The organism is Streptococcus australis (assembly GCF_047463015.1).
GTDB lineage: Bacteria > Bacillota > Bacilli > Lactobacillales > Streptococcaceae > Streptococcus > Streptococcus australis_F.
This window is the reverse complement of the sequence record NZ_JASHER010000004.1, coordinates 14194-35616: the sequence shown is the minus strand read 5'-3', so window position 1 is coordinate 35616 and position 21423 is coordinate 14194. Positions and strand designations below refer to the sequence as shown.

Below are 21423 nucleotides of genomic sequence, written 5' to 3'. Positions count from 1 at the left end.
CCTCCTTTTCTATAGGTTTGTTTTTTCAAAGACAATTTCATCAATTGGTTCTATCCGTTCTTCCTGGTAGATGGCTTTTTGATTGAGTTTGAAGTCCCAGAGATACATCAGGTAGTCAGAGAGAAAGAGATGCATCTTCTTTCCATGAGGTTCATACTCAGTGTAGAACTTGGCCAGCTTATAAGGAAGGTACCAATAGAGCAAGAGAGAAATGGAGTGAGTCATTTTAGCTAATGGAACAAGAAGGACTCCTCCAAACAGTAACATCCCCACAAAGACGAGGATGAAGACAATAAAAAAGGACAACTGCATCGGTGTCGCAAAGTACCAAATCCGTGTGCCCTTTTTCGTCTTAATTTCTTGAATCCAATAAGGAGCATTTAGCCCCTTACTGTAATCATAGAGTTTTTCTTCTTTCATGATTAAAGTCCTGTTTCAATTCCAAAGAGGCGCAGGAACCATCCAAATGCTTTGAGGATATCCTGTCCTTTTGCGATGGAGACAATCACGGCATAAAAGCCAACGACTGAAAAGAGTTGGAGCCAGGAGCTGTTTCGCCAAGCCTTGATGGCTAAAAGGACCGCAATAGCTGTTAGGATCCAAATTCCGTCTCCTTGAAGGAAACTTCGTAAGTTGTCTGTATTCATATAAATTCTCCTATTCTTGATTATTTGCGTAGTTTAAGGGGATTGTGTGCTCTAGTTTAGAGACATAGTAGGTTTTTTCTTTTTCGATAAGGGTAAAGGTAAAGTTCTCAGAGTGAGTGGTTCCTCCCACTTCAAAGGTTGCTTGAACATAGGCTGTTAGCCCCTTTTTATTCTTTTTGAGATAGGTGTAGTCGATACTTTTAAAGGTGGTGTTTGCGACAACATCTACATCTTTTGAAATCAAGTTGAGATTATCCTGATTGGTGGTGTAGTTGGTAAAAAAGACAGTCAGAAACTTATCTACTTTCTTGTGTACTGAATCAGAAAGACGATCTGTAGTAGTAAGAGTGAGTTTGTCTTCTTCCTTGAAGGATCCAGCTTGTGAGCTTTCTAGGGTAGTGAACCAAGGAAGGCCTGAGATATAGTAGCTGTTTCCTTTTTGAGCATAAGGGATATTGAAACCTGTCACAATTTCTGTTTCTTGTGTTTCCTTGTCATGGCGTATCCATTCCTTGTACTTGATCCGGTAGGTTGCCACATTGTTTTCTACAGTGATTAGTTGAGCGGATAGTAACTCACTTGGATTTCTGACTTGGCCTTGAGATTTCACATCCGGTATAAAGTTATAAAAGCTATTGAGGTAGTCGATCTGTCCTTCTTGTTTTTCAACTTCTTGAGGGAGAGTGAAGTAGGCATAGACAAAATCATTGAGATAGTACTGGAGCTTATAGTCGTACTGTTTTTCTTCTACAGGTGCCTGAGCTTTTTTGGCATGGAGGATCTCCACATTCTTTTCTAGTTTAGAGACTTGATTCGAGAGTGTGATAGCACGAACAGCCCCCGATAGACCAACAAAAAGGAGGAAAGAAATTCCTCCAATAACAGCCAGATTGATTGTTTTCTTGTTGGTGATTTTCAGTTTAGGTGGACCTCCTTTCTTTTCCATCTTTTTGAATTTCGAGAGGTAGCCTCTTGCTTTTAGTAAGTAGTGTTTAGCTTTATCCATAGATCCTCCTTTTAGAGAGCAGCTAGTTCAATGAGCTTTGAGCCTTTTGCATAGAGGCGCTTATTAGCTTTTTCAATTTCTCCGTTAATGTAATAGTAGCCTCGTAGCTCAGTTTGGAGTTGTTCGATCAAGTCAGGTTTTAGATCCTTGGCTTCTTCTTTTTTAAGGAGACTATTTAATTCGCCAGCCTTGGTCCAAGCTTCTCTATGATCTTTCTTTTTAAGCAATTCTCCCAGTTCATTGGTGATTTGAGAGACTTTCTTTTCAAATGTTGTTTTAGTTGCCATTTCAATTTCCTTTCTAAATGTTTCTTGATTGCTTTTAATGGTTTGTTGGATAAAAGCGATGAGTGAGGGACGCATTCTTTTGTTTAGACTAAGAATTTCCCCGTCTAGCGTAAAACAGGCATGTTCATAGTCATAAAAACCTTTCGCATCCGGTAGCTTCTCGGTAGATCTTCCAGCACATTCATAGTAGAAATCCTTTCCTTTTCGTAAGAGAATGTACATATGCCAGAATTCTTGTTCGGGCAAAAGGAAGAAGTCCGTCTGATAGATCTTCTTAAGCATCTTAAGAAGCCTCTAGAAGATCATCATAGCCCAGAGCTTGGTAGATAAAATCTGAATCAAACCAGAGCCAATCGTTAATCTTAGTTTCTGTCGGTATATCACCAGAGAAGATATCTTCACAGATAACGGTTAAAGTATCAACTCCACCACGTTCACGGACAGTGTTTAGAGTTTCTAATCCACCTGACCAGGCTTTAAAGTTTTCTAGTGAATTGATTTGAACTTTGTATTCCATATAGTTTTTCCTTTCTAGTGTTCATAGTGTTTACTAACTTTGAGGAGCTTTAACATGGCTTTTCCTCGATCAGTGATCTCTCCGCTATTCTGAATCATTTTCATGTATTCTGTTTGGAGAATCTTGTCTGCTTCAGTGACTAGTGCAAGAGAGTTAGCAACTTGATAGGTCAGCCAGCGAATCGTTCGTTCAATACTGTAAGGCTGTGGGTTAGTTGAGAGTTTTAAGGGTTCGACTCCTCCGAAGAGTCGTTGCCATTTTTCATCGGGTTTGTAGGCTCCAAACTGATTGATGCCGTCATAGACTTGGATCTCTTTATTTATGATGCCTCTAGCGATTTCGCCCAGATCGACACCAGCGATATATTCTTCTACAACTCCTTGAGCCTTCTGGTCTGAGAACCGCAATTCGTAGCGATTCCAGATACCAAAAATCTCCAAGGATTCGTCCAAGGAGATGTTTTCCATTCGAGCTATTTCATAGCGCTTTTCATAAAAGTTGAAGTAAAGCTGACTTTGACGACTTCCAAAGTAAATGGACAAGCCGTGATTGGCTTCCATGTCTTCGTTATCGGTGAAGGATCCACCTCCCGTGATATTCCATTTTTTGAGAGTATCAAGAACAATCTCATTGGCATGGAGTTTCTTTATCAAATCTGGTATTAGAATTTGTTGGTCTTCGTGTCCATAACCCTTATAGAGTTCATCAAGGGCGATATCAAGCCGTTTAACCCGTACATCCTGATAGGAGTAGAGGATATGTTGGAGAAAGACTTGCCAAGTGATTCCCTTGTGCTCTAGAATAACCTCCATCTCACGGCATCCTTGGCCGGATAGTTGAAGACAGACTTGGTAGTCATTAGTGATCGCCTTATCAAAGAAATCAAAGATCCAGATGTTTCCTCTTTGCCAGAGATGTGTATAGTTCATGAGACGTGTTTCTTGTTCGGTAAACTCACTCAAGGGGCAGTGAAGGAAGTTCACACAAAAGTCATCTAAATCTTTGAGTCTTGGGAAAGACAAGCGGAGGTAGTCAATCTGAGCTCGAAGGCTATCTCGTTCACAGTCTTTGTGGTAACCCAGTTTTTCTTTTAGTTCTCTAAACTTCTCAATAGTTAGCCCTCTTTCGCCAGCTTCGTAAGACCGATAGGTTCTAGTTGGAAGATCCACAGCTTGTGCAAAGTCCTTTTGGCTAAGTCCTGTCTGTTTTCGGAATTTCTTGATATGAAAAGGACTAATTTTGTCCATTCATTTGACCACCTCTTTCTAACTAAGTGACACACTTTTTTGACGAAAGTGACACACTTTTTAAAATTCGAAAACCTAACTCCCACAAGGAATGAGGAGGGGTTGATATGGCGTTTTTGCCAATTGTAACCCCCCTATTAGAAACGGGGGTTACTTGTCATCATGAGCCAGGAACGGCGGGCTTCGGTCTTCGCCTGACCTGTGGTCAGGCTTGCCCTTGCCCTTGTCCTAGCCCATGATGACTGACAATCGCTTCAATAGCTTTTGGATAAGACTTGCGTCCATCTTCCTCAAATTGAGTGATTGTTTCAAGAAGTAACTTTTCTTGGAAAGGTTTAATGAGAATAGCGGAATCAGTACGTTTAAATGAGATCCCGTGCTCTTCCATATAAGGGATGATTTTTCGAAGAGTTTGCATCTTTAAATCGTGCTCATCCGCAAATTCTTTGAGTGGACGATGAAGAAATTCTGGTTCTTGTAATTGTTCATCTACCTTATTTTCCTCTTTCGATTTCTTCTCCTCCAGGTATTCCTCAAATACTGAGAACTCTTCTCCTTCAAACTCCATGATCGGGATTTTAGCGTATTCATCATAGAAGGAAAAGCCCTGGTCAAGTGGAATATAAGGTGAATAAAATTCACCAGCTAGATTCCCACTTGAAGCAATATAGCCACGACCAACTACTTTTACTCCATTAATTTCATCTAACTTTTTAAACTCTTTGGTTTTATTGGCATCCCCAAACATCATGTCATAGCCTGTTGATTCTAAATGACCGACGGAAAGTCGCATCATAAAGTTGTCCCGAAGAGAAGTCTTGATATATTCTCCATCTGGCCGTTGCATGGCAAAGATTACGTAGACTCCCGCTTGACGGCCCTCTAGAACGATTTGAGTGAGGTATTCCATGAGCTCCGACTGTTGGCTATAGTCTCGATCAATTTTGGCCATGAGAGCAGCCCATTCATCTACTAGAAGAAATTTAGGTTTTAAGTTGTAATGGGTGTAATAAGTACCTGGTCTATAGTCTGGAAAAGACGTTAAGACTTCATAGCGCTTCTTCATAAACTCGACATTCTCTTTAAAGCAATTAATGATATCCTCTTTACTCGAATATACTCGACCGTGAAAAACAGGTAATTTTTTCAAAGAGGCCAAGTCAGAGTTTTTAGGATCACAAATATCGATATAGCCGACTTTTAATAAAGCATAGATAATGGACATGAGAGTGACAGTTTTTCCACCTCCAGTTCCTCCACCAACTAGTAGGTGAGAGTCTTTTACATAGTCCCAGTAGACATCTTTCATAAGACGGATTTTTGAGCCTTTGACTTCAACTTGATCAATTGAAATGCGACTCTCAATCCGATTGATGGCGATTTTGTATTTCACAAAACGCTTGTCAAAACTCTTGTCACGAAAGTCTCCATTAAACATAACTTCAAGCGTAGAGCCAAGGTTTAAAAATCGATCTTGGAACTTGTTTCCTTCTAGAATAAAACTGACCTGAATCTCGTAATGACTTTGTTTGAGGTAGACTTTTGGAAGTGTGATTTTTTCAACTATGCCTTTCTCTCGTTTGACTTTCTTGACCAGATATAAGTTGTTCTCTAATAAGAAACGAGAGAGGATGCGAAGACTATTGAGCTTTTGAAAAAAGAAGATTTTCTCGTAACAAAGCCAATTAATCCCTAAAGAAAGTAACGCAGACAGTAGGATTCCTGCTCCAATGAAATAACTCTGAGGCAAAGGGTGAACCTTTAGTTGTTCAAAATGAAGATAGACATAATAAGCGAGAACCAATAAAAAAGGAAACCACCAGATAAACCATGTGATTCCCTTAATGTTTCGATGAAAGATTTGAACTCTTTTTCCTCGATAGGTAAAGAGTTTCATGAGTGATCACCTCCTAATTATCTTTCTTATTTTCTGTTTGTTTCACTTCCTTAGTTTCCTTGACTGGAGCTCCTCCTGCTTTCTTTTTGATTTTTGAGGCAAAGAGTTTAAAAATATCGCGATTGTTCACGTGAACATGGGCGACAACAATATCTTCTAATTCTACTTCTTCACGATATTTTAATCCTAGTTCTTCAATTTCAAATTGAGTCATATCTGCGATTTGAAAGAATAAGGTCTCTCGTTGAATAGATGAATGAATCCCTACAACGATGCCACGAATCTCTCCGGTATTGACCTTTTTATAGGATCCATCTTCATTGCGCTCAGAACGGTCTGTATCATAGATAAATTCTGGACCTTCAATCCCACGGAAGGTTAGTTTTCCAAAAACTTGAGGGATATCTAATCCTTCTGTAATAACGTGATAGGTTTTATCTGAAATTTGTAGTTTTTCTCCATAGTTTAATCCGACTTTAGGCATATGTATTTTCTCCTTTAATTAAATTCTTTATTTTTTGAGTACCAGTTTTTCCGCAAAAACATTGCGATCAGGGTTGACATTACGGGTGTTTAAAGAGCTATCTGCTAGAAAGATTGGATTGATAACTTCCACCAGAGAATCTTCTGGAAAAACTGTTGGGCTAGCTGGTGTGATAACATGAAAGGCCCCATGTTTTTCACTGTTTAGAATATGACGTTGGTATTTTCCTTTTTTACCAAATACAGTCTGAGGAGCTTTCCCCAATTTTTCATAATAAGCTGGGCCGATAAATTCTGGTTTCATTTTTAGTGTTTCTGGAATCATAGGATTCTCCTTTCAAATTTTGAGTAAAAGAAAAAGAGTTAAGCTAGTTGCTTTACTCTTGAGTAATAGTGATTAAAAATTTTGCGTTTATACATGCGACTATAGAGATCAATATCTCCATAGGCAAATCCTGTTTCTTTTGCCTTAGAGACGAGATGATCTATATCTACCAGGGCTTGACTATATAGTTTAGCTAGTAGACTTTCTGAGCTATCAAACATAGCATAGGTAAATAAATAGTTTTCATAGAGTCGCTTACATTGTAATGCGAAAAAAGTTTGTCATAGAGTTCTCCTTTATTGTAATAAGTAAAAAAGCTACTAAGTGAAAAAAGGAAAGAACTTAGTAGCTTGAGAGTAGGTCTATCAATAGTGATAGACAGCAGTAAAGAAAAGTTATTTGGTTGAAGGATCCCTCCTTCACGGTGGCAACGTTTAGCAAGGTGCTTTGCGTCAATTACCATCGCTTTCCCAGCCAATCTCATTGGGGAGTCATTATCATGCCCAAAAGATTCTCTTACGCCCTTTGGCGAAGCCAGTTCACTTTACTATTCGGAAAAGTGCGAAAGTCCGAAATGCGTGGAAGCCCACAAATACTTGTTTTATATCTTCACTTCAACCACAAAATGGACTTGACTTTTAATATCAAAACATTTACAATAAAGGTACGAAGTTTATGTGTTGTTCTGATGATCAGCCCTCTGGTTGTCAGACGCACTTTTTATTTAATTTTCAATGATCATAATGCCGATTGTTAGGTGTTATTATTTTTAAGTCCAATATAACCATCAGCTATATTCTTAGTATATAACTATCAGTTATATTTGTCAAGAGATTTTTGAAAATAAGACAAAAATTTTAGAGGTTTAAAATGGAATTTTCGGAACGATTAAAAAACCTTAGAAAACAAGCTCATCTTACCCAAGTCGATGTAGCTGAAAAACTAGGAATTTCGCAACCAGCTTATGCTTCATGGGAGCGTGGAGTAAAAAAACCAACTCAAGATAATTTAGTTAAGATCGCTCAAGTTTTGAATGTTTCAGTAGACTATTTAGTTGGGAACTCAGAAGAAAAATCAGATGATTTAGACAATATTGAATTGCTTTTCCGTATGAATTCAAGAGGTTTGACCGATGAAGAAAAAGAAATCTTCAAAAAAGAATTGATTGAATTTATGGAAGAACGAAAAAGAACTTTTGAGGAGGGAAATTAGTTTTGGTAGGTGATGAAAAAGTAGGAAAAATTACGATAACTGAACTAACGAATAATATAGATAGCGCTCTTCAAGTAAAATATAAAGAGAATTTTTTAATCGATGTTGACGAACTACTTAATCAAGAATTCTTAAATAAAGATCAATTTTATTCAACTTGTTCATGGTTGATTCAGGATATAAACAGTACTATCCAAGAAAATCTCTCATTGCCTGAGAGAAAGAGGGAAAAATATCCTGTCTATAAAAAATATAATAATAAAAAAGAAGTTAAGTTAGACAATCATACATTCATGTTTGAATTCTATTTTAATAATGACGATAAAATACTAACATTTACTAGTTTTGATAAAATTATTCCTAGAGAAGAAAATTTAAATATTTTTGATTTAGTTTTCCCTATTCTTATGATGTTACTAATAGATGTATCTATTTACCAGAATTTATTAAATTTTAATATTTTTTCTTTTACCATTCTTTCATTTTTTTGCCTAAGTCATTTTCTTCTCTTTACCATCCTTCAAACTAATGAGTTTATAAGTAAAAATAGAACTATATGGGTTAATGAATCTTCTTTCCATATATTTAGAAAATGGTTTAAAAGAAACAGTATCCCTGATATTAATAGGATTTATTATTTTATTACTTGGTTAGAGATTTGGTTGCTATGCTTTCTTTTAATTGGATTTTCTTCTTCCCTAGAAGGGGATAAATCTCTAATTTTATTGTTTCTCAAATTTTTTATACTACTTATAATTGTATTATGTTTGGTACCATATTCTATAAACTATCTGTTAAAATTTTTTAGTTTAAATTATCGGAGTACTATTATACTTACTATTCTAGTATATTTAGTTGGATTTATAAATAAAGACTACTGGGCATTAGTATTATTAATTTTTGTTGTAATTAATCAAATTTTATCGAAAGATATACTATTTCTTTCCAGAATAGTTCCTATTAGCGAATTAGAAAAATTAGAAAAAAACACAGAAATATATATGGGAAAATCAAATGAAATTAAATTAAAATTTCAAGTAAACATATTTATGATTTTTCTGTATCTATTTATTGTTTTTATTAACGAGTCCAAGTTACTAAAACCTTTATTCTTGTTTTCTATCCCAAAAACGGAACTTGGCCCATTAGGAAATATACTATTTACAGGTATAGAACGTATTTCTATATTGGCAATTATTTTCGCTATTTTAAAAGGAGATTCTGAGTGGCTCTCAAAACGTAGGCGAAAAGTTATAGATAAATTACAAATATTACTTGATTATATTTCTAGCAAGCTATATACGAGTAATTCATCTGTCATCCCAATTTTCATAGATGAGTTAATTCTTTATCCGAATGAAGAAATAGAACCAAAAGAATTGATAAGTAACTTATCATCTCTTCCATCTGATATAAAGATAATTTGGGGTGCTAGCCCCGACTGGATATCTAATCCCCAAAAATGTGAAGCTGAAGTTTTAGTAATCTATTCTGATAGGAAATGTTTTAAACACAAAGTACTTTTGAAAAAGAAAGAATCATGTGAGATCTAGTGGACAAGTGTCCACTTTTTCTACAAGGTCAACTCAATCAATTTGGTTTAGTTTGGTTTTGCAGATCATATATAAAGGAGGTATCATTATTTGGATGAATTGTATACAAGAATAAGTAAGTATACAAAACACGTGTTATATCAGTACATGAAGGATCATGATGTTTCGTTACTAAATTATAATTTTAACTACTTCTTTCAACATTGTATTCAGAAATACCATATTCAAGTGATTAGTCACCACTTTTCAAATTGTAAGATTGAAGGATTAACTATTATTGATAAATTAGGTGTTAGTTTTTCTTATGAGAAAGAAAATCCTGTAGTGAAGCAAAATTTCACTCTGTGTCATGAGCTAGGTCATTTTATACTAGAGCATGAAGGTAATTATTTTGCAGAATCTATTGATAATCAAGAAAATTTGCTAGAACGAGAGGCAAATATTTTCTCCGCTATTGTATTAATGCCTGACATTGTTTTATTGTCTAAGATATATTATAGTTGCGACACCTTTCAACACATTCAAAATAGTCTGGATGTTTCAAAGCAAGCTCTATTTTTTCGCCTGTTAGATCTCTTACGAGAATATTATCCTAGAAAAGAAGGTTGCATTAAGCATGCTATCGAGACATATATTGATGGACAAAATGCATCTCTACTCCTTTTGTTTCACAATATAAAGGAACAAATTATTAAGGAGTTCAACGATTATCAACCTTTGCTTACCAATAAAATAAAGCGGTCTGTAAACCAACGAGGCTTCGTTACTAGTCAAGAATATCCGGAACTTCTTAATCAGGAGAATTGGAAATTAATAAAGACTTGTAGTGACAATCTAAGAGTATGGCTGATTTATAACAAAGGAAAATCTATAGCTTATGTTTGGGATAAGAATAAGCTAACAGACAAAGAGGCAAAACAAAAAGCTCAATTGAAATTACTATTAATGTGAGGTGAACGATGTATCAACCAGAAAAACTAAAAGCTCGTAGAAAAGATCTAAAAATGACTCAAAAAGATATTTCGAATCAATTAGGTATTAGTTATCAAGCCTATTCCGCATGGGAACGTGGAATAAAAAAACCTTCTAGAGAAAAAGTGCGTCGACTGGAGCAGATTCTAAATGTTCCAAAAGGTTATTTCACAGAGATTGAAATCGTCCGACTATATAATACTCTATCAGATGAAGGTAAGAATAATGCACTTAGTTATGTCAGAAAACTAGTTCAAAAAGAAACATGTAAGAGAGTTGATTCAATATCAGAACAACTATACGAATATCATGTTTACGAAAAAATGTCTGCTGGTATTGGCTCATCGGTTTATAATGATTGGAACTATGATACTGTCTATTTTGACGAAGAATTGGCTCACGACTTTGCTTCCTGGGTATCAGGGGATTCCATGGAGCCCAAGTATGAAAATGGTTCTGTAGCCTTGATTCTAGAAACGGGTTTTGATTATGATGGAGCAGTTTATGCAGTTATCTGCAACAGTCAGACCTTTATTAAACGAGTTTATCGTGAAGAGAATGGATTACGGTTAGTTTCTATAAATCCAAAATATCAAGATATTTTTCTTTCATATGATGAAGAGCCTCGAGTTGTGGGAATTGTTGTTGGAAACTTTATCCCAATAAAGTATAACTAATAATCCTTTTTATTATTTAATAACTAAAGAATTAAATAATAAAAAAATGATATAATACTAAGAGGTATAAAACTAAAGAGTAATGGCTGAGGTACTAGATTATGGGAAAAAATGAGATTGTTTCACAACAAGATATTATGAATTTTTTAGATGCTTCATATAAAAAAATACTAGACGGCATCCCTCTAGTTAGTCCACCTATTGAAAGTTTTGCGAATGATTATTTAAGTAAGTACAAAACAAAAGAACGAGCTTGTAAAGAAATGCTAAATAATCAAATATTAAAGTGTACAACCTCGGGAGTTATTAGTGGTCTTGGGGGGATTATAACATTACCAGTTGCAATTCCCGCTAATATAGCCAATGTATTATATGTACAGATGAGAATGATCGCATGTACTGCCTATATGGCAGGTTATGATTTAAAAAGCGATCAGACTCAGACGCTAGTATATGCATGTCTAGCTGGTGTAGCAATTAATCAAATATTAAAAAGGACTGGGATAAAACTTTGTGAAAAAATGGCTCTAAAGATGATAGAAAAAATTCCTGGTAAGGTCCTCACCCAAATAAACCAAAAGGTAGGATTTAGATTATTAACTAAGTTTGGAACTAAGGGAATATTTAATTTTGGGAAAATGGTTCCAATTGTTGGAGGATTAGTCGGTGGTGGGTTAGACTTCGCAGAGACTAAAATAATTGCTTCAAGATCCTACGAGTGGTTTTTTAATAATAATTACAATAATTAAGAATTTTTCGAAGAAATATAATGTCTCTTTTAATAAAATTAATAAACGAGTCTTTAAAATAATGAAAAAAATAAGAGAGCTCTTAGCACTCTTATTTTTCTATTTTTCGGATGAAGTTTGCAATCTCTTTTACAATTTCTGTTACTAGGGCATTCCCCATAAAGAACATACGCATTTTATCTGAAACTTCAACAATAGATCCATCTGCTAGTTTCTTTTTAGAGGTCCAATTATCTGGAAAATCTTGAAGACGTTCTGCTTCTATTGGAGTAATGAGACGATACTTGTCATTTACTTTAAGAAAATGAGTAGAACGATTTACAGTTCCTTCAGAAGTGAGCATAGTTCGTCCAGGCAAATCTAAATCATCATACGGAGCCATTCCGCCTTCAGAATAGATATAAGTATGTCCGTCAGCAGACGTCCGTTCAATTCGTTTTGGTCCTCTTAAAAACTGGAATTTTTCCAACTTATCAGGATCTGTTAAGAAATATTTTTCTGGTACTTCAGATTCGTCTTGAAGTATTTCTCTTAGAGTAATAGGTTTTCCATCAAAATCAGGTTCAGTGTCGATAGAGTAATATTTTCCATACCTCATAACACCTGTATTCCAAACTGTTCCAGTAAAATTATCAGAGACATCAACAATATCTTCTCCTAATTCATAGAAGACCTGACGATTTTTAACTGGAAATTTTTTAATTGGGAATTGAGTAGCAAACAAACCTGTTTCAAAAATATACTCATCATATTTGTTTTCTTCAAATACGACACTATTTTGCTCATATTTTTCATCAATAGTTTTTGCAAAATTTGTGTCGTTGCGATACACGAAAAAGAAAACTCGACGTCGACGTTGGCTTCTTCCGTATTCAGCAGCGTTAATCACTCGCCATTCTACTGAATATCCTAAATTATTGAATGCCGTAAGCATGATTGCAAAATCTCTTCCACGTTGTTTAGAAGGAGCTTTAAGAAGTCGATCCACGTTCTCGAGAATGAGGTATTTAGGTTTGATATTTTCAGTTGCCCGAATGATTTCCCAAAAGAGAACACCTTTTTTCCCTTCAATACCCTTTTCATTCTTTTTACTTCTTGCAACGGAATAATCTTGGCAAGGAAAACCTCCAACAATCATATCGGCATCCATAGATGCAAATTTTTCATCAGAGATATCTGAAATGCTGATATTTAAGTTCTCACTATCTGGGAAATGATAGTCATAAACTTCAAAAGCATCTTGTGATTTACGTGAAGGCTCCCATTGATTAGCCCATTTAGTTTTAAAAAAATCTTTATCAGAGTTTTCAAGGCCGATTCGGAATCCACCAACACCGGCAAATAATTCTAATACTTTCATGTTTTCTCCTTTTAGAGATATAGTAAACAGTCTATTTAACTATTATACTAAAAAAATAAAAATCGATCAACTTTCTGAATTAATTATGTTAAAATAGATATAAAATTTAGGGAGTGCTATTAAATGAAGTTTAACAATAGAGAAGATGTACATAACTGGGCACTTAAAGCTCTTGGAAAAACAGTTGGGGAACTACAAGCTTTAATGCCAAATAAAAAAACGGCCAACAAATCAATCTATGGTGATGCCTGGGAGTCTTGGTTTGGAGTTGAAAAGAATAGTCTTGCCGAAGCAGATTTAAGTGCTGTTGGCATAGAGTTGAAAGCAACTCCTCTAAAAAGAGTTAGAGATGGTATCACTGCAAAAGAACGTCTAGTTCTAAACAAAATTAATTATATTACCGAGTTTGAACTAAACAATATTAATGAGAGTAATTTTTATAAGAAAAACCAAGTCCTTGAGATCGGTTTTTATCTTTATGAAAAGGGACTAAAAAATACTGAATTTAAATTCATCAAGGCTATGCAGTTTAAAGTTCCTGAAAAAGATTGGCTAATTATAAAAAAGGACTGGGAGTTAATTCACAAATATATAAAGGAAGGAAAAGCGAATGATCTTTCCGGAAGCTTAACAAACATACTTGAAGCTTGTACAAAAGCTCAAAAAGCAACAGATATAACCCCTCAACATCCATCTTTAAATGTCAGTGGAGCAAAACCAAGAGCATTTGCTCTGAAAAATTCATATTTAAAAACTCTGGTTAAAGATTATATTTACGGGGATATGGTAGATCCAAATATTCAAGTAGATTATTTCAACAATAGTTCAGAAGTAAAAAATAATCGTGAGTCTATCATTACTGACTACAAAAAACTAGAAAAACAATCACTAGAGGAAATCATTCTTGCAAAAATAGATAAATATAAAGGAAAGTCAACAGCAGAGTTAGCAAATCTATTTTCAATTAATACTAATCCGAAACATTTACAATCAATAATCATAAATTCAATCTTGGGAATCAGAAACAACCCAGAAGATTCTGAAGAATTTTCTAAAGCTGGAATCCAAGTAAAAACTATTCGATTAGAAGGCAATAATGTACCCGAACAACACATGAGCCTCCCTAGTTTTGAATTTGAGGAATTAGTAAATACACCTTGGAATGAATCAGAACTATATAATCAACTAGAACAAACAAAGTTCTTATTTGTAGTTTTTAAAAATATTAATGGACAATATATTTTGAAAGGTGCTAAGTTTTGGTATATGCCAATGCAATTGATTGAAAGCCAAGCAAAATCAGTCTGGAGTCGCACTAAAAAAATTATTGAAGAAGGCGTCGAATTAGAAAAAGTTTCATGGGGCAATAATTGGAGAATTGAAAATAATCTACCAAAAGCAGCTGATACAGGGAGTATAATGCACGTCAGACCTCATACAAATAAGAGTAGCTATGTAAATGGCCCTAATTCTAGTCATCTGCCAGTTAAAGCTAGATGGAAAAATAAACCAGAAGATTTTTCCGACGATTATATGACAAAACAGAGTTTTTGGATTAATCGTGACTTTATTAGTAAGCAAGTTGAAGAATTCTGGGTTTAAAACTGTTATCATAAATTATAAGAATAGAAATAACTTTATAATTCTTTGACTATCTGAACTGAAAGTAATAAAATTCCTCGAATTATTTAAAACACTTCATCCCTGTCCAACCACGGATAGGGTTTTTCATTGTTGATAACACGTCTCAAACAATCTACACTAGATTGGAGATGAAATAGATCGTGATTACTTATTTTGTCTTCTGGGGTATTCTGAATTTTATCACAATGGCGTTTAATATGCCAAATGGCTTTTTTGATATTTTCTTTTTTTAAATTGTTCATACATTCATTGTATAACAAAGTACAATCTAATTTTCTTGATTAATTTATTTGGTAAGAAATATAAATTATTTAGTCAAAAAAATCAATAATTAATTTTGATGGAAATCTATTTTGTACTAAAAAACACCTATTTAGTAAATAGATGTTTAGCAATTATTGAATGATTGTTTATTGTCTAATATAGCTCATCCTTTGTTGGCTCTATGACTTCTCTATAAAATCTCTCTACTTGTGAAGCTAGATAACCTTTTGAAGACTCATTTGCTTTCATAAACAATTCAATAAAAGAATTGAGGGACAAGAGATCATTCGAGTTAATATTGAATTCTCTTGATTTACAAAGATTCAAAACATCCTTTCCAAATACACTAATTTCCTCAAGCTTTTGGTTATCGAAAACATTTTTTTGAAGTAGGATTTCAAGATTTTTGATAAAGTCATACAGATTTTCGTATTGTTCATCTAAGTTATTCATAGCCAATCCTTTCTAATCGTATCCATATTTTTTAAGTGCATTTTTGTAAGCCTCACTACCTTTTAAATAGTAATCATGTTTTGTTCCACTAATATCAACAGTAAATACTCCATCTTTAAATGTATAGCTTTCACTTCGACTTATGATTTGTGAGCCCATCAATTCAATTGTTTCATTCTCTTTATTAATTACAAAGGTATCAGCTTCACCACTATCAATTGTACCCTTATTTCCAGAAATCGTAAATATTCGTTCATTTCGATTTTCGTTTATCCAATAATATTCTCCATCTAAAGTTTGGTTGTTTTTATTGGAGCATGAAATAAGGGTAAAAGCTAGGAGCGACACAAACAGCACACTAATAAGTTTTCTCATAGATATACCTCCTTTTTCAATATAGTATACCAAAATACCATTACAGAATTGATACAACCAATGTCGGTTATAATAGAAAATGTTAAAAATGTCTGTTATAACAGCAATCTTTTTTTCAAAAAAATTAAAATAGATGATAAAAAGCTATAACATGAGAAAAGAAGAAGTCATGCTATTCTCAGCCCTTAAAGTTAATTTCCTTTTGTGAAAAAAGAAACTAATTTCTAAACTAGAGTGTTACTGATTCAAATGTTTTTTTGTTATTTGACGAAGAAGTTGTTGAACTTCGTTTTCTATAATTTCTGCATCGTTAATCCATTGCTTGACGAGAGCACTATAATAATCTTTTGGCGCATCCTCCTTCAGCAAATCCATTTTTTCAAAATATTCATGTAATAAGTCTGCATCAATGTAGTTTCTGCTATTAAATGATACTATGCCTAAGCAATCATCTGGATAGTTTAAATCAAAATAGATTGGACTCTTATTACTCTTCAATTGTCCATAAGGAAGGAAGCTTGATAACTCATCCTTAATTTTATCAACTAGTCTATTGTTTTCTAGACTTGGTTTTAAATTTATACTATCTAAAGTTACATCAAATTTTCTGAAATCTAAAGCTTCGTTTAAAGCTTCAGTAAATTCTACTAGCCAAGCTACAGGTAAGCCGTATTCAAAATCGTTCATTTGTTCCTCCTTTAATAAATAAAGTCACACTACAAGTGTTTATAAAGTAAAATACGCTATATACTAAAATGAGCAATCAACTTCTTTCAGGAAAAGGCCTCTTTTTCGGAAAGTTTATAAATTGACTAAAATACATTGAATTGTTTTTTAAGAATTGGGTTAAAAAGAAATTGATGTTACATAATTATTTAGAGAAATACATAATTCTTTGAATAATTCTCTCGTGTTTCTCACGTATTTCTTGAAGTTGCTTTCCGTGTAGCTTTTTATGCGATTCTTCATTTATATAATTTAGGATTTTATTGCATTGATTTTCATCTAGCACTCTCTTAGGGTAACCTCTGGGTCCACCTTTGATAATTGAAAGGTCTAATCCTAGTTCATCCTGACAGAACTCATCCATACAAATCAAGTTATTCTCACTATTTAGTGGTTGAAAACTTTCTTTTGAATTTGCAAAAAGAGTAATTCTTTTGTGAGAATTTTCCCCCTTTGGATGATCTATACCTGCCCAACGGAAATGGTCTCTTTCCTCTCTTTCATGAGTAACATATTGCCGGATATCTGATTTTGTATAATCATTCTTATAATTAGCATTAAAAGAATCTGGTATAGGATTCCAAATTCTTTTTTTATCTAAAATGAATACTAGATCACAAAACCATTCTCCTTCTTGTGATTTGTCTTTAGTAAACCATAAAATTGTATCTCCTTTTTCCATTTTACTAATGGGTAATTGATTAATTTTACAATAAGAATATAAGAATCTTGGTGCAAAAATATAAGGATCCTGATTCCCCTTGAAACTGTCACAATAACAGATATTCTGTTCATCTAAGATTAATTTACGACGCTCTGAGTGAAACATAATAAACGAATTCATTGAATCACCTTTCAAATAAGTAGATTAGTAGTTTGCTTTATTGATTGAGAAAGTTATTGATTTCTTAGTCTATTTTGTAAAAAACTTCATCTGGATTTGTCGGTGGCACATGACCTGCAATGAGTCTATCCTTGCTTAAATCAGAATCAACCCATGTCATAGCAATGCCAGACGGATAGATGCTCATACTATATCCTGTATTACCTGCACTGATATTAAAGCCAATAATTCCACCATTTTTTACTTCCACTTTTGAAATCGTTCCACTATGTACTAGACCATTTTTATCGAATACAAACTCCATTCCTTGCCTATTTTTCCATGTACCAGCTATACTAGAATAGTCTCCATTTATGATAGCTTGAGTATCAATTACTTGCGATTCAGAATATGCTTCTTTCTTTTCCGTCAAATTTTGTGTTGACAGAACAGCATCTGTAACAACCCAATATTGAAACTTCTCCGAGTCTTCTATAATTTTTACAATAAAGGTAACAATTTGCCCCTCTTTCCATCCATAAGTTAGATTTTTATTAATTTGGATTTCTATTCCAGCAATTGTAGCATTGCTAGCTTTAATTATTACATTATAGTAGTTATTTAAGGCACTAAAATGACCGTAATAATCTCCCCAATATTCCTGACGAAACAGTTCTGCTGTAAATCGATAGAGTTGACCAGTTTTTAATGTTCCATTATTCTCCATGTCTCTAAGTTCTTCAGCTGTAGTATCAATAATATTAATCTCAGAAGATTTTGATGATGAACTAGTTGTTGAAGAATAGCTAGTCTTTGAAATACTGCTAGTTTTTGAAGTACTGCTAGTCAAAGAAACTTGCTCTGAAATATCAGTGTTTGCTGCTTTTATATCTTGTTTTTTATGATTAAATAGGAAAAGAGTAGCAAATACAACCAAGGCAGGTATAATACTCACTAACATAAATAAAATCCAGTTCGGGACCTCCACTCCTGAACGTCTAACTATTACACTTTCATTATGATTATAAACCTCTACAGAGTCATTTAATTTAGGTTTAAAAGTCAATTCATGAATAGGCACAGTCATAGTTTGTCCTTCTTCAGAACTTCCAGTTTTAAAACCTATATAGACGTCTTCTTCACTTATTTTTATTATTTTTCCTAATTTCATTTTTAACTCCCTGATACTTTTTTCCCAACATTCTTTCCTCTAATTATATCATACGGATTTCGATAATCTGTTCCCTTTCCCAAAACTATTTATGAATTTAATAAGTCAAATAGATCACGCTCAACTAAACAAAAATAATGTTTTTACACATTCATTGAATTTTCATAGTATTCCTAAAAATATCATTTGCCAAATACTATATTGAAAAGTTTAGATAACCTTAATCAGTCCAAAATACATCGATATTTATAATTCTTATGATAAATCTCCTCAAAACGTAGAAATAGTTATTGGTAATTCTATGCATATATGTTATAATGTTTTAAATTACTTAGACAAATAAAAGTATTAGAGGAATAGTTAATGTTTAAAAATAAGGAATTAGATCGAGATAGAAGGATTAAACATAATATTGTGCTACTAGTATTATCTTTTATATCATTATTCATTCCATTATCTATTGCTATCTATGGGGCTTTAAATACTCCTGAAAATAGAAATAACAAGTCTGACGTAAAATCTACTGTAGAATTTGATGAGCATACCAACCCATCATCTTCAACTTCCTCAGAAGAAAAATGGAATCCAACTGGTATAAAAGAACTTGATGAGAAATTAAATTCAGGAGGGGCAAAAATTAAATTACGTGGGAAAATCATCCAGCGATTTCCGTACAAACTACCAGGTGATGAAAAAATTTATGAGATTGAAGTCAATTCTATTGTTATAAAACAATATGACGACGTTTTCACTTATACTTTAGAAGGAAAAAGGTTACTTTTCCGAACAGGATACAATTTTGACGAATTGATAGGCGGGGAAAAGGAATATGAATTTGAAGGAGACTTAAATAAACCCCAAAAATATGGAACATATGGAAAAACAGGTACGGTAATTATATCTATGAGAGATCCAGTGTCTCAAAAAGATGGCGGTTATTATTATTATGAAGAATCCTATTCACCTGAAATACAATCAGGAAATGATTCGACAACTTCAAGCTCTCAAGAAAGGAAAGTTGATTTAGAAGCTTATTACGGTTCAGTTCAATCTGCTATTGATACAATGAACATGAAGTCAGGAAATGAAATGTTAACAATGGAGAGAACCTCTGTTACTCCTGGTATTAGAATAAATCTTTCAGAAATAATAGCATCTTATACAGATTCAGAAATTAGAAAGATTATTTCTGCATTGAATGAGACTTTTTATAAGATTGCTCATTCATATGGAATTGAAAGTCCAAGATTCTATTATTACATAAGCGATGAAGAAGTAGCTGTGAATCAATATGTTATGGAACCGAATAGAGTTAAATTTAAAGGATCTCTAAAATAAAAAATACTCTTGCAATTATGCAAGAGCTTTTTTTAAAAGCTTTGGATAAAAAAGTATATAAAATTTTGATATTAAGCAGTTTTTATCCTAAGGGAAAACACAACTTTTCAAAACAGACCTTATTAAGAAAATTATATTTGTACCAAATTTGTACCAAATTGTATTTCAAATCACTTTTATTCGAAAAATATTTTTAATAAGAATCCCTTTATTTCAAGTATCTACTACTATTTTCTTCTATACAAAAATGAAGATTTTCTTGCAGGGGGCATCTAAATCAACAGGAAAAAGCCTTGATTTAAAAGGCTTTTTTGCTTGTCTATAACTGATTTGCCCCATCATTTGCCCCACATTTTTTTATGAGCAATCTTTCCATACATCTCTGATTTGATTAAATTCCTCAAAAATTTTCTCTTCTAAAGTGTGTCCATATACTTCTACCAACATTGAAATATCTCTATGCCCTAGAATTTTTGCAATAACTCCAAGGTCAAACCCTTTGTGCCAGAGGTAGCTTCCATAGGTGTGACGTGCTCCTTTTGTCGTGATAATTGGATAAATGTCCAACTCATTTAAGAGAACACTCAAAGCTTTATTGACGCTTGCAATATCTGGAACTGAATGAATATATCCAAAATGTTGAAAGATCATTCGATATCGATTTTTGATTCCTAACTCCATGTTTGCTCTTTCTTGCTCCGTTTGTAAAAGGCGCAAAATTTTGATACACTCTTCGTCTATTGGAACCATCCGAATAGACGTTTTATTTTTTGGTGGAACAAACTTATGAGAGAGAGTATTATACCTCCTGTATGTTTTTAACAATCCTCTGTCAAAATCAACCTCATTCCAAGTTAACGCTACTAACTCTCCAAACCTCATGCCTGTTTTTAATAGAAAATAGACGATATAAGGAACAATTGAACGTTGGTAATCGAATTTTCTCTTTACTGCTAAAAGTAAATCCAGATAGTCCTTTTCTGTATGTAAATATTTCTCTTCTGTCATCTGTTGTTCTTTGGATGAAAACAACTCGACATGTTGTGTAAAATCATCTATTAGAACTTTGTCAGCAATTGCCATTTGGATGCTCTGATGAATCCCAGTGTTCAATCTACCAAGAAAATTTCTACCAACTGTTTGCCCATACTTATTCATAATTCTTTGGTATTCACTCGCACGAATTTGAGTGACTTTTTTATTTCCAAATAATCTTTCAATTGTGTTTTTACGGAGAAGATATTTTTTCTTTGTTTCTTCCGACCTACTACTTGGTAAAATTTTTAGTTCAAGCCATTCTTGATATAGATCGGCAAGAGAAATATCTCTAGAAATTCTTTTTCCTAAACGAAGTTCTTGCAGAATCGGTTCAGCTTCTGACTCTGCAAGTTTTTTTGTTTTAAAACCGCTATTATGAGCAACAGTTTTTCCTTCGTTACGAATTTCATAGGTCCATAAATTACTATCTCCTCGCTTTCGGTAACGAACACTTGCCATATTACGCCACCTCTGTTCCTAGAATCTCATTTACAACACTTTTTGGAACAACCATCAAACGTTTGCGATTATAAAATGTATAGCCTCGTGATACAAGTAATTCTCTTGCCTGATGGATGATATCATTTGCAGTGTGAGGGCGATAGCCCATTTCAATTAATTCTTTGTTACTAATTAAATTATGATCCATAGTTATCCTC

The 21423-nt window shown here is 33.6% G+C and carries 24 protein-coding genes; 7 read left to right on the top strand and 17 right to left on the bottom strand.

What is annotated here, in order from left to right; genetic code table 11:
* Positions 1-9 precede the first annotated feature (9 nt).
* From QM873_RS04960 to QM873_RS04920, 9 genes are all read right to left on the bottom strand, one after another.
* Positions 10-420 carry a conjugal transfer protein gene (locus QM873_RS04960; RefSeq protein WP_414278930.1) on the bottom strand — a complete coding sequence of 137 codons (411 nt, stop codon included), beginning with the start codon at positions 418-420 and terminating at the stop codon, positions 10-12.
* Between the two features lie 2 nt (positions 421-422).
* On the bottom strand, positions 423-647 hold the full coding sequence (locus QM873_RS04955) for a TcpD family membrane protein (protein ID WP_048789269.1): 225 nt from the start codon (positions 645-647) through the stop codon (positions 423-425).
* A gap of 10 nt (positions 648-657) precedes the next feature.
* Positions 658-1653, bottom strand: coding sequence for a conjugal transfer protein (locus tag QM873_RS04950; protein WP_414278929.1), 996 nt, complete (start codon positions 1651-1653; stop codon positions 658-660).
* Positions 1654-1664: 11 nt separating this feature from the next.
* Positions 1665-2222, bottom strand: a complete 558-nt coding sequence (locus QM873_RS04945) for a conjugal transfer protein (RefSeq protein WP_257738861.1) — start codon at positions 2220-2222, stop codon at positions 1665-1667.
* Position 2223: 1 nt separating this feature from the next.
* On the bottom strand, positions 2224-2457 hold the full coding sequence (locus QM873_RS04940) for a hypothetical protein (protein WP_414278928.1): 234 nt from the start codon (positions 2455-2457) through the stop codon (positions 2224-2226).
* 14 nt (positions 2458-2471) lie between these two features.
* Positions 2472-3704 (bottom strand): replication initiation factor domain-containing protein, encoded by a 1233-nt coding sequence (locus QM873_RS04935; protein ID WP_414278927.1) that lies wholly within the window; start codon positions 3702-3704, stop codon positions 2472-2474.
* 205 nt (positions 3705-3909) lie between these two features.
* On the bottom strand, positions 3910-5601 hold the full coding sequence (locus QM873_RS04930) for an FtsK/SpoIIIE domain-containing protein (protein WP_414278926.1): 1692 nt from the start codon (positions 5599-5601) through the stop codon (positions 3910-3912).
* Positions 5602-5614: 13 nt separating this feature from the next.
* The gene (locus tag QM873_RS04925; protein ID WP_414278925.1) at positions 5615-6085 is read right to left on the bottom strand and encodes a conjugal transfer protein; all 471 of its coding nucleotides are present in this window, start codon (positions 6083-6085) and stop codon (positions 5615-5617) included.
* A 27-nt stretch (positions 6086-6112) separates the two neighbouring features.
* Complete coding sequence (locus QM873_RS04920; protein WP_414278924.1) at positions 6113-6409, bottom strand: cytoplasmic protein; 297 nt, start codon at positions 6407-6409, stop codon at positions 6113-6115.
* A gap of 870 nt (positions 6410-7279) precedes the next feature.
* Between QM873_RS04920 and QM873_RS04915 the strand changes: the two genes are divergently transcribed.
* The 5 genes from QM873_RS04915 (at position 7280) to QM873_RS04895 (ending at position 11572) form a co-directional block, all read left to right on the top strand.
* Positions 7280-7621 carry a helix-turn-helix domain-containing protein gene (locus QM873_RS04915; protein ID WP_414278923.1) on the top strand — a complete coding sequence of 114 codons (342 nt, stop codon included), beginning with the start codon at positions 7280-7282 and terminating at the stop codon, positions 7619-7621.
* A 2-nt stretch (positions 7622-7623) separates the two neighbouring features.
* On the top strand, positions 7624-9174 hold the full coding sequence (locus QM873_RS04910) for a hypothetical protein (RefSeq protein ID WP_414278922.1): 1551 nt from the start codon (positions 7624-7626) through the stop codon (positions 9172-9174).
* A 90-nt stretch (positions 9175-9264) separates the two neighbouring features.
* Positions 9265-10125 (top strand): ImmA/IrrE family metallo-endopeptidase, encoded by an 861-nt coding sequence (locus QM873_RS04905; RefSeq protein ID WP_414278921.1) that lies wholly within the window; start codon positions 9265-9267, stop codon positions 10123-10125.
* A gap of 8 nt (positions 10126-10133) precedes the next feature.
* The gene (locus QM873_RS04900; protein ID WP_414278920.1) at positions 10134-10823 is read left to right on the top strand and encodes a helix-turn-helix domain-containing protein; all 690 of its coding nucleotides are present in this window, start codon (positions 10134-10136) and stop codon (positions 10821-10823) included.
* Between the two features lie 101 nt (positions 10824-10924).
* Positions 10925-11572: an EcsC family protein gene (locus QM873_RS04895; RefSeq protein ID WP_414278919.1), complete on the top strand. Its 648-nt coding sequence runs from the start codon at positions 10925-10927 to the stop codon at positions 11570-11572.
* A 91-nt stretch (positions 11573-11663) separates the two neighbouring features.
* Here QM873_RS04895 and QM873_RS04890 read toward each other — a convergent pair whose 3' ends face one another.
* Positions 11664-12932: a DNA cytosine methyltransferase gene (locus QM873_RS04890; RefSeq protein ID WP_414278918.1), complete on the bottom strand. Its 1269-nt coding sequence runs from the start codon at positions 12930-12932 to the stop codon at positions 11664-11666.
* A gap of 123 nt (positions 12933-13055) precedes the next feature.
* Between QM873_RS04890 and QM873_RS04885 the strand changes: the two genes are divergently transcribed.
* Positions 13056-14534, top strand: a complete 1479-nt coding sequence (locus tag QM873_RS04885) for a Sau3AI family type II restriction endonuclease (protein WP_414278917.1) — start codon at positions 13056-13058, stop codon at positions 14532-14534.
* 459 nt (positions 14535-14993) lie between these two features.
* On the opposite strand, the gene QM873_RS04880 is transcribed toward QM873_RS04885, so the two are convergent.
* The 5 genes from QM873_RS04880 to QM873_RS04860 form a co-directional block, all read right to left on the bottom strand.
* Complete coding sequence (locus QM873_RS04880) at positions 14994-15293, bottom strand: hypothetical protein (protein ID WP_129822671.1); 300 nt, start codon at positions 15291-15293, stop codon at positions 14994-14996.
* Positions 15294-15305: 12 nt separating this feature from the next.
* Entirely contained in the window at positions 15306-15668 is a 363-nt protein-coding gene (locus QM873_RS04875) for a hypothetical protein (RefSeq protein WP_129822670.1), read from the bottom strand.
* 237 nt (positions 15669-15905) lie between these two features.
* Positions 15906-16355, bottom strand: a complete 450-nt coding sequence (locus tag QM873_RS04870; RefSeq protein WP_414278916.1) for a hypothetical protein — start codon at positions 16353-16355, stop codon at positions 15906-15908.
* Between the two features lie 184 nt (positions 16356-16539).
* Positions 16540-17238, bottom strand: coding sequence for a hypothetical protein (locus QM873_RS04865; RefSeq protein ID WP_414278915.1), 699 nt, complete (start codon positions 17236-17238; stop codon positions 16540-16542).
* 64 nt (positions 17239-17302) lie between these two features.
* A complete protein-coding gene (locus tag QM873_RS04860) occupies positions 17303-18388 on the bottom strand; it encodes a DUF6287 domain-containing protein (protein ID WP_414278914.1) in 1086 nt (361 codons plus the stop codon).
* 363 nt (positions 18389-18751) lie between these two features.
* On the opposite strand from QM873_RS04860, the gene QM873_RS04855 reads away from it, so the two are divergent.
* Positions 18752-19726, top strand: coding sequence for a hypothetical protein (locus tag QM873_RS04855; RefSeq protein ID WP_414278913.1), 975 nt, complete (start codon positions 18752-18754; stop codon positions 19724-19726).
* Between the two features lie 357 nt (positions 19727-20083).
* On the opposite strand, the gene QM873_RS04850 is transcribed toward QM873_RS04855, so the two are convergent.
* Both QM873_RS04850 and QM873_RS04845 read right to left on the bottom strand, forming a co-directional pair.
* On the bottom strand, positions 20084-21223 hold the full coding sequence (locus tag QM873_RS04850; RefSeq protein WP_048770538.1) for a site-specific integrase: 1140 nt from the start codon (positions 21221-21223) through the stop codon (positions 20084-20086).
* A gap of 1 nt (position 21224) precedes the next feature.
* Positions 21225-21413 (bottom strand): DUF3173 domain-containing protein, encoded by a 189-nt coding sequence (locus tag QM873_RS04845; RefSeq protein WP_002903611.1) that lies wholly within the window; start codon positions 21411-21413, stop codon positions 21225-21227.
* Between the last annotated feature and the right edge of the window lie 10 nt (positions 21414-21423).

Coding starts and splice junctions, on each gene's coding strand:
- QM873_RS04960 (WP_414278930.1), bottom strand. CDS start 420: ATGAAAGAAGAAAAACTCTATGATTACAGTAAGGGGCTAAATGCTCCT.
- QM873_RS04955 (WP_048789269.1), bottom strand. CDS start 647: ATGAATACAGACAACTTACGAAGTTTCCTTCAAGGAGACGGAATTTGG.
- QM873_RS04950 (WP_414278929.1), bottom strand. CDS start 1,653: ATGGATAAAGCTAAACACTACTTACTAAAAGCAAGAGGCTACCTCTCG.
- QM873_RS04945 (WP_257738861.1), bottom strand. CDS start 2,222: ATGCTTAAGAAGATCTATCAGACGGACTTCTTCCTTTTGCCCGAACAA.
- QM873_RS04940 (WP_414278928.1), bottom strand. CDS start 2,457: ATGGAATACAAAGTTCAAATCAATTCACTAGAAAACTTTAAAGCCTGG.
- QM873_RS04935 (WP_414278927.1), bottom strand. CDS start 3,704: ATGGACAAAATTAGTCCTTTTCATATCAAGAAATTCCGAAAACAGACA.
- QM873_RS04930 (WP_414278926.1), bottom strand. CDS start 5,601: ATGAAACTCTTTACCTATCGAGGAAAAAGAGTTCAAATCTTTCATCGA.
- QM873_RS04925 (WP_414278925.1), bottom strand. CDS start 6,085: ATGCCTAAAGTCGGATTAAACTATGGAGAAAAACTACAAATTTCAGAT.
- QM873_RS04920 (WP_414278924.1), bottom strand. CDS start 6,409: ATGATTCCAGAAACACTAAAAATGAAACCAGAATTTATCGGCCCAGCT.
- QM873_RS04915 (WP_414278923.1), top strand. CDS start 7,280: ATGGAATTTTCGGAACGATTAAAAAACCTTAGAAAACAAGCTCATCTT.
- QM873_RS04900 (WP_414278920.1), top strand. CDS start 10,134: ATGTATCAACCAGAAAAACTAAAAGCTCGTAGAAAAGATCTAAAAATG.
- QM873_RS04895 (WP_414278919.1), top strand. CDS start 10,925: ATGGGAAAAAATGAGATTGTTTCACAACAAGATATTATGAATTTTTTA.
- QM873_RS04890 (WP_414278918.1), bottom strand. CDS start 12,932: ATGAAAGTATTAGAATTATTTGCCGGTGTTGGTGGATTCCGAATCGGC.
- QM873_RS04885 (WP_414278917.1), top strand. CDS start 13,056: ATGAAGTTTAACAATAGAGAAGATGTACATAACTGGGCACTTAAAGCT.
- QM873_RS04880 (WP_129822671.1), bottom strand. CDS start 15,293: ATGAATAACTTAGATGAACAATACGAAAATCTGTATGACTTTATCAAA.
- QM873_RS04875 (WP_129822670.1), bottom strand. CDS start 15,668: ATGAGAAAACTTATTAGTGTGCTGTTTGTGTCGCTCCTAGCTTTTACC.
- QM873_RS04870 (WP_414278916.1), bottom strand. CDS start 16,355: ATGAACGATTTTGAATACGGCTTACCTGTAGCTTGGCTAGTAGAATTT.
- QM873_RS04865 (WP_414278915.1), bottom strand. CDS start 17,238: ATGAATTCGTTTATTATGTTTCACTCAGAGCGTCGTAAATTAATCTTA.
- QM873_RS04860 (WP_414278914.1), bottom strand. CDS start 18,388: ATGAAATTAGGAAAAATAATAAAAATAAGTGAAGAAGACGTCTATATA.
- QM873_RS04855 (WP_414278913.1), top strand. CDS start 18,752: ATGTTTAAAAATAAGGAATTAGATCGAGATAGAAGGATTAAACATAAT.
- QM873_RS04850 (WP_048770538.1), bottom strand. CDS start 21,223: ATGGCAAGTGTTCGTTACCGAAAGCGAGGAGATAGTAATTTATGGACC.
- QM873_RS04845 (WP_002903611.1), bottom strand. CDS start 21,413: ATGGATCATAATTTAATTAGTAACAAAGAATTAATTGAAATGGGCTAT.